This is a genomic window from Neisseria sp. N95_16, from assembly GCF_002551535.2.
Lineage (GTDB): Bacteria > Pseudomonadota > Gammaproteobacteria > Burkholderiales > Neisseriaceae > Neisseria > Neisseria brasiliensis.
Genome location: NZ_PDBT02000090.1, coordinates 1 through 7,789 on the forward strand (window position 1 = coordinate 1; position 7,789 = coordinate 7,789).

Below are 7,789 nucleotides of genomic sequence, written 5' to 3' on the forward strand. Positions count from 1 at the left end.
CGATGAATGATTTGGGTTGAAGTTCGGGTTCGGGATTGACGGTATAAAAAATAAACATGATTAAAGCCCCTTCACTGGCTAAGTTAAGGGGCTTTACATGAATTAAAAAAATACGCCCCTGATGAAGCGCAATATATAAGGCCGTCTGAAAAACTATTTTTTCAGACGGCCTTTTCATCACTCAATTAAATCAACGTGTTACCGGTTTATACTTAATCCGTTTCGGTTTTGCGCCTTCTTCGCCTAAGCGGCGTTTTTTGTCGGCTTCGTATTCTTGGTAATTGCCGTCGAAGAACACCCATTTACTGTCGCCTTCGGCGGCGAGAATGTGGGTGGCGATGCGGTCGAGGAACCAGCGGTCATGCGAGATCACCATCACGCTGCCGGCGAATTCGAGCAAAGCATCTTCGAGGGCGCGCAGAGTTTCGACGTCGAGGTCGTTTGATGGTTCGTCGAGCAGTAAGACGTTGCCGCCGCTCAGCAGGGTTTTGGCCAAGTGCAGGCGGCCGCGTTCGCCGCCGGAGAGGTTGCCGGCGATTTTGCTTTGGTCGCTGCCTTTGAAATTGAAGCGGCCGAGGTAGGCGCGTGCGGGGATTTCAAATTGGCCGACTTGCAAGATGTCGCGGCCTTCGGCGATGTTGTCGAACACGGTTTTGTCGTTTTGCAGGCCTTCGCGGCTTTGGTCGATGAGCGACATTTTGACGGTTTGGCCGATTTTCACTTCGCCGGAATCGGGCTGTTCTTTACCGGAAATCAGTTTGAACAGGGTCGATTTACCCGCGCCGTTGGGGCCGATGATGCCGACAATCGCACCGGCCGGCACTTTGAAGCTCAAGTCGTCAATCAATACTTTGTCGCCAAACGATTTGCTCACGTTGGTGAACTCAATCACTTCGTTACCCAAACGCTCGGCCACAGGGATAAAGATTTCCTGTGTTTCATTGCGTTTTTGGTATTCGTAATTGCTCATTTCTTCAAAACGCGCCAAACGGGCTTTGGATTTGGCTTGGCGGCCTTTGGCGTTTTGGCGCACCCATTCCAATTCTTGTTTCATGGCTTTGATGCGGGCGGCTTCGGATTTGGCTTCGTTGGCCAAGCGTTGTTCTTTTTGCTCCAGCCATGAAGAGTAGTTGCCTTTCCACGGAATGCCGTGGCCACGGTCGAGTTCCAAAATCCATTCGGCGGCGTTGTCCAAGAAATAGCGGTCGTGGGTCACGGCAACCACGGTGCCGGGGAAGCGCACCAAAAATTGCTCCAGCCATTCGACTGATTCGGCATCCAAGTGGTTGGTCGGCTCATCCAACAACAGCATATCAGGCTTGCTCAACAACAGTTTGCACAAGGCCACGCGGCGTTTTTCACCGCCCGATAACACGCCGATTTTGGTGTCCCAATCGGGCAAGCGCAGCGCGTCGGCGGCGATTTCCAATTCGTGTTCGGCACCGCCACCAGTTGACGAACCAGCCGCAATAATCGCCTCCAGACGGCCTTGTTCTTCTGCCAATGCATCAAAATCGGCATCGGGATTGGCGTATTCGGCATACACTTCTTCCAAGCGTTTTTGCGCGGCAGCCACTTCGCCCAAACCGCTTTCGACTTCTTCGCGCACGGTTTTTTCCGGATCAAGCTCCGGCTCTTGTGGCAGGTAGCCGATTTTGATGCCGCTCATCGGCACGGCTTCGCCTTCAAATTCTTTGTCCACGCCCGCCATAATGCGCAACACGGTGGATTTACCCGCGCCGTTCAAGCCCAACAGGCCGATTTTGGCACCGGGGAAAAACGACAATGAAATGTCTTTAATAATGGTTTTTTGCGGCGGCACAACCTTGCTCACACGCAGCATGGAATAAACGTATTGGCTCATAAATTTTCTCGCTTAATGGTTACTTTTTTCAGACGGCCTCAACCTAAAAGTCAGACCGTCTGAAACAGAAATTTCAGACTTCTTGATTCTAACCGAAAATCAGCTTTTCGTAAGGTTTTAAACGCAATCAGGCCGTCTGAAAAGCTGTTTACTTTAAAACGACAGCTTGATTTTTATGAATACTTTTCAAGCAAGACCCTGCTTTTATGCGGATTTTGAATAATGTTCAATTTATGTTATGGTAAGAAGTAGTTGAGAATTTATACCAAAATCAAAACCGATTATCGTGAAGGAGTTCATCATGCAAACGCTTACTGCTTACATCAACGGCACCCATGTCACCCCGAATCCGAATGCCGACACTTTCGACAACATCAATCCGGCCAATGGCGAAATCCTTGCCCGCGTGCAGGAAAGTGATGAAGCCGAAATCGAACGCGCGGTTCAGACGGCCATCGAAGGCCAGAAAGTTTGGGCGGCGATGACGGCGGTGGAGCGCAGCCGCATTTTGCTCAAAGCGGTGGAGATTTTGCGTGCGCGCAATGACGAACTTGCCCGTATCGAAACGTTGGATACCGGCAAGCCTTTGTCGGAAACGCTGTATGTCGATGTGGTGACCGGTGCTGATGTGATTGAATATTATGCCGGTTTGGCGCAGGCCATCGAAGGCCGCCAGATTCCGTTGCGCGAAAATGCGTTTGCCTACACGCGCCAAGAGCCGTTGGGCGTGGTCGGCGGCATAGGCGCGTGGAATTATCCGATTCAAATTGCGATGTGGAAAGCCGCCCCTGCTTTGGCGGCAGGCAATGCGATGGTGTTCAAACCAAGCGAAACCACGCCTACCGGCGCTATCAAGCTGGCGGAAATTTTCACCGAAGCGGGTTTGCCAGATGGCGTGTTTAACGTGGTGCAAGGCGGTGGACGTGTCGGCGCGGCATTGAGCAATCATCCGTACATCGCCAAAATTTCCTTTACCGGCGGTGTGCCGACCGGCAAAAAAGTGATGGCACAAGCCGCCGAAAGCAGCCTGAAAGACGTCACCATGGAATTGGGCGGCAAATCGCCGCTGATTATCTGCGACGATGCCGATTTAGATACCGCCGCCGACATTGCCATGATGGCAAATTTCTACAGCTCCGGCCAAGTCTGCACCAACGGCACGCGCGTGTTTGTGCCGAAAACCTTGAAAGCCGAGTTTGAACAAAAAATCATCGAGCGCGTGAATCGCATCCGCATTGGCGACCCGCTCGATGAAGCCACCAATTTCGGCCCATTGGCCAGCTTCCCGCATATGGAAAAAGTGTTGGAATACATCGAACGCGGCAAACAGGAAGGCACCACGCTTTTAACCGGCGGCGGCCGTCTGAGAGATGACGGTTTGGTCGATGGTGCCTACGTTGCGCCGACCGTGTTCACCGACTGCACCGACGACATGGCCATCTGCCGCGATGAGATTTTCGGGCCGGTGATGAGTATTTTGGTTTATGAAACCGAAGACGAAGCCATCGAACGCGCCAACAACACTGATTACGGCTTGGCGGCTGGTGTGGTCTCCAACGACATCAAGCGCGCTCACCGCATCATCGGCCGTCTGCAAGCCGGTATCTGCTGGCTCAACGCATGGGGCGAATCGCCGGCGCAAATGCCGGTGGGCGGCTACAAGCAATCAGGTATCGGCCGCGAAAACGGCGTGCAAACCCTGATGCACTACACCCAAACCAAATCGGTTTTGGTGGATTTGGGTGAGTTTCAATCGGTGTTTTAAGGCCGTCTGAAAACCATTTTTCAATTTCTCAGGAAAACCACATGAGCCAACCGACCCAACAACGCCTTGACGAAATCCAAACCCTCTACCGAGAATGGACGCAGCTTCTGCCCAAACTCGAAGCCGCACGCCAAGACTGGCAGCGCGGCGACGCGATTATGCGCGAATTGGCAACGTTTTACTTCGGCGGCGAATACCGCGCTTGCTTGGAAGCCGAAGAACAAGGCTGGCAGCCCGACTTAACCACGCAGGGCGAATACAGCGTATTGAGCGAAGATGCACTATGGGATGCCTACGGCGACCAGCAAACGCTGGCATGGCAATGGATGCGCGACTGCATCGAAACGCTGGATCGCGACCGCAACTACAGCGGCCAAAGCAATCAAAGCGATTAAGCGTTTCAGACGGCCTCGAGCATATCTTCCGTCAAACCGATAACAAGAAAGGAATACAAGATGATTCATCCCAACCCGACTTTAAAATCCGCTTACGACTACATCATCATCGGCGCAGGCAGCGCAGGCGCGGTGTTGGCGGCGCGTTTGACCGAAGACGAAAACGTTTCCGTTTTACTGTTGGAAGCCGGTTTGCCCGATTTCCGCTTAGATTTCCGCACCCAAATGCCCGCCGCATTGGCCATGCCGCTGCAAGGCACCACCTACAACTGGGGCTATAAAACCGACCCCGAACCTTACATGAACAACCGCGTGATGGACTGCGGCCGCGGCAAAGGTTTGGGCGGCTCGTCGTTGATTAATGGTATGTGTTACATCCGCGGCAACGCGCTTGATTTCGACCATTGGGCAAAAAAAGACGGCTTGGCCGACTGGTCTTACCTCGACTGCCTGCCCTATTTCAAAAAATCGGAACACCGCGATGCCGGTGAAAACGATTACCACGGCGGCAACGGCCCGATTCACGTCACCACCGCCAAAAAAGACGCCAATCCCTTATTCGAAGCCATGATTCAGGCCGGTGTGGATGCAGGCTATCCGCGCACCGATGATTTAAACGGCTACCAACAAGAAGGCTTCGGTCCGATGGATAGGTTTGTCAATCCCGAAGGCCGCCGCTCGTCCACTTCACGCGGTTATCTCGACATGGCCAAACACCGCGAACGTCTCACCATTCTCACCGGCGCACTGACCGATGTGGTGCTGTTTGACGGCAAACGCGCGCGCGGGGTGCGTTTTGAGCATCAAGGCCGTCTGAAAACCGTGGAAGCGCGACAAGAGGTGATTGTCTCGGCCGGTGCGATTGCCTCACCGCAAATCCTGCAACGCAGCGGCATCGGCCCCGGCGCATGGCTGGCCGAAGCAGGTGTGAGCGAAATCTTGGATTTGCCGGGCGTGGGCAACAACCTGCAAGACCATCTCGAACTCTACATGCAATACGAATGCACCCAGCCCGTTTCCATCGCGCCGGCAACCCATTGGTGGAACAAACCCGCCATCGGCGCGGAATGGCTGTTCAACGGCACCGGCTTGGGCGCAACCAACCACTTTGAAGGCGGTGGCTTTATCCGCAGCCACGAAAAATTCGAGTGGCCGAATATCCAATATCACTTCCTGCCGATAGCCGTGCGCTACGATGGCCGCAATGCCAGCAAATCACACAGCTTCCAAGCCCACGTCGGCTCGATGCGCTCGCTCAGCCGCGGCCGCATCAAACTCAAATCACGCAATCCGGCCGAGCATCCGAGCATTCTGTTCAACTACATGAGCCATGAACAAGACTGGGAAGAATTCCGCGCCGCCATCCGCATCACACGCGAAATTATGGATCAGCCCGCGCTCGACCCTTATCGCGGCGCCATCATCACCCCGGGCTTAGACGTGCAAACCGATGCACAAATCGACGAATATGTGCGCAACCACGCCGAAACCGCCTACCACCCGTCTTGCACCTGCGCGATGGGCGAAGGCAATGATGCCGTGGTCGACAACCAAGGTCGCGTACACGGCGTGGAAGGCTTGCGCGTGGTCGATGCGTCCATCATGCCCGACATCATCACCGGCAACCTGAACGCCACCACCATCATGATCGGTGAAAAAATCGCCGATGCCATGCGCGGCCGCAAGCTGCCGAAATCAGAGGCAGACTATTATGTCGCCAACGGTGCGCCCGTGCGTGGCCAAGCCAAACGCGGCTAACGGTTTTTCAGACGGCCTAATGCTTAGAAAAGGCCGTCTGAAAACACATGCTCATTTATCGTGACATAACAATAAGAAAGTCATCCCATGAATAAAGATTCCCGCCCCGAACTTAAATACAAACCGGTCAAAATGACGCATTCGCGCCATTTGGGTATGTTCAATACCGATCAATATTTCCGTCAAAAAACCTCGGCCACGCCCGATACCCGCATTGATAAATTTACTTTTTTCGGCACGCTGCTGATTCTGTTTGCCGTGACCCTGCCTTTGGTGCTGTTCCCCGAGCAAGGCGCGGCATGGGTCGGTGCGACCAAACAATTTGTCACCAACAAACTCGGCGGTGCTTATTTGGCGTTTGGCGTGTTGTCGATTTTGTTTGTGGTGTATATCTGCTCATCCGACATCGGCAACATCAAATTAGGCAAACCCGAAGACGACATCGAATTCAAAACCGGCTTGTGGGCGGCAATGATGTTTTGCGGCGGCATCGGCGCGAGCATTATGTACTGGGGCATTTTGGAATGGGTTTACTACTATCAAGGCCCGCCTTTCGGCATTGAACCGAAATCGCCGGAAGCCGTGCGCTGGGCGGCGACCTACGGCATGTTCCACTGGGGGCCGGTGGCGTGGGCGATTTATTTGGTGCCCGCCGTGTCAATTGCCTATTTTGCCCATGTACGCAATTCGCCGATTTTGAAGGTCAGCCAAAGCCTGATGCCGCTTTTCGGCGAGAAATTCGCCAAGAGCAACTGGGGCAAGCTGGTGGATATTTTCTTTGTGTTCGGCATGATTGGCGGCGGCGCGACCTCGCTCGGTTTGGCCTCACCCATGATTACTGAAGGCCTGCACGAACTTTTCAACACACCGAAAGACATCACCATGCAATTGGTGGTGCTGCTGGTGACCACGCTGATTTTTGCCTACAGCGCCTATCAGGGCTTGCGCGGCGGCATTCAATTTTTATCCAACATCAATTTCTATATGGCTGTGGCGTTTTTGCTGTTTGTGTTGGTGACGGGGCCGACGGTGTTTATGCTCAATACCGGCTTGGAAAGCATTGGCCGCTCACTCACCAATATGATTAAGATGATGACGTGGACGGAAGCATTCGGCGAATTCTCCGGCCACGGCTTCCAAAAAACAGGCTTCCCTCAGGATTGGACGGTGTTCTACTGGGCATGGTGGCTGGTGTTTGCGCCGACCATCGGTTTGTTTATCGCCAAAATTTCCAAAGGCCGCACCATCCGTCAAATGGCGGTCGGCTCGATTTTCTTCGGCTCGCTCGGCTGCTCGGTGTTTTTCATCATCTTGGGCAACTACGGCATGTATCTGCAATTGACCGGCGCGCTCGATGTGGTGGCCGTGTTGAATGAGCAAGGTGCTACCGCCACTATTTTTGCCGTATTGAACACCTTGCCGATGGCGAAATTGGTGATTGCCGTGTTTACCGTGTTGGCGATTATCTTCACTGCCACCACGTTCGACAGCATTTCCTACATTCTTTCTTCGGTGGTGCAGCATGAAGTCAACGACGAGCCACACCGCTGGAACCGCTTGTTCTGGGCGTTTACTTTATGCTTCATGCCGGCGGTGTTGATGTTTATCGGCGACTTGTCCACCCTTCAGACGGCCTCGATTTTTGCCGGTGCGCCTTTGCTGATCATCATGAGTTTAATCATGTTGGCAACCATCAAAGCAGCCAAATACGATTTACACTACCAACCGGATTATTCACTCAGCACCATTCACATCGAAACCGTGCCGGATAATGCACCGTGGGAAGACGGCGATACTTCGCAGGCACCGGAAGGCTCGGTATTGGCGCAACAGGCGATTTATGAAGAAATGCGCCAGCAAAACAATGAAAACAATAAGAACCCTTAACTCGGCTTTCAGACGGCCTTACATTCGCATTTCAAGTGCAACGCTCAAATGCCATTGGCAAGGGCTGCTGAAAACAGATCACCCGGTGTCTCATAGTCCAATGTCTTTCTCGGTCGGCGG

The 7,789-nt window shown here is 53.4% G+C and carries 5 protein-coding genes; 4 read left to right on the forward strand and 1 reads right to left on the reverse strand.

Features of this window, described 5'->3' with window-relative positions; genetic code table 11:
• Positions 1–190 precede the first annotated feature (190 nt).
• Positions 191–1,864 carry an energy-dependent translational throttle protein EttA gene (gene ettA, locus CRG49_RS11480; protein ID WP_095501877.1) on the reverse strand — a complete coding sequence of 558 codons (1,674 nt, stop codon included), beginning with the start codon at positions 1,862–1,864 and terminating at the stop codon, positions 191–193.
• Positions 1,865–2,165: 301 nt separating this feature from the next.
• On the opposite strand from ettA, the gene betB reads away from it, so the two are divergent.
• The 4 genes from betB to CRG49_RS11500 all read left to right on the forward strand — a co-directional run bounded on the left by betB (position 2,166) and on the right by CRG49_RS11500 (position 7,669).
• Positions 2,166–3,629 carry a betaine-aldehyde dehydrogenase gene (betB, locus tag CRG49_RS11485; RefSeq protein WP_095501878.1) on the forward strand — a complete coding sequence of 488 codons (1,464 nt, stop codon included), beginning with the start codon at positions 2,166–2,168 and terminating at the stop codon, positions 3,627–3,629.
• A 41-nt stretch (positions 3,630–3,670) separates the two neighbouring features.
• Positions 3,671–4,024: a DUF4298 domain-containing protein gene (locus CRG49_RS11490; RefSeq protein ID WP_095501879.1), complete on the forward strand. Its 354-nt coding sequence runs from the start codon at positions 3,671–3,673 to the stop codon at positions 4,022–4,024.
• A gap of 60 nt (positions 4,025–4,084) precedes the next feature.
• The gene (betA, locus tag CRG49_RS11495) at positions 4,085–5,782 is read left to right on the forward strand and encodes a choline dehydrogenase (protein WP_095501880.1); all 1,698 of its coding nucleotides are present in this window, start codon (positions 4,085–4,087) and stop codon (positions 5,780–5,782) included.
• Between the two features lie 87 nt (positions 5,783–5,869).
• Positions 5,870–7,669: a BCCT family transporter gene (locus CRG49_RS11500; protein ID WP_229436944.1), complete on the forward strand. Its 1,800-nt coding sequence runs from the start codon at positions 5,870–5,872 to the stop codon at positions 7,667–7,669.
• Positions 7,670–7,789 lie beyond the last annotated feature (120 nt).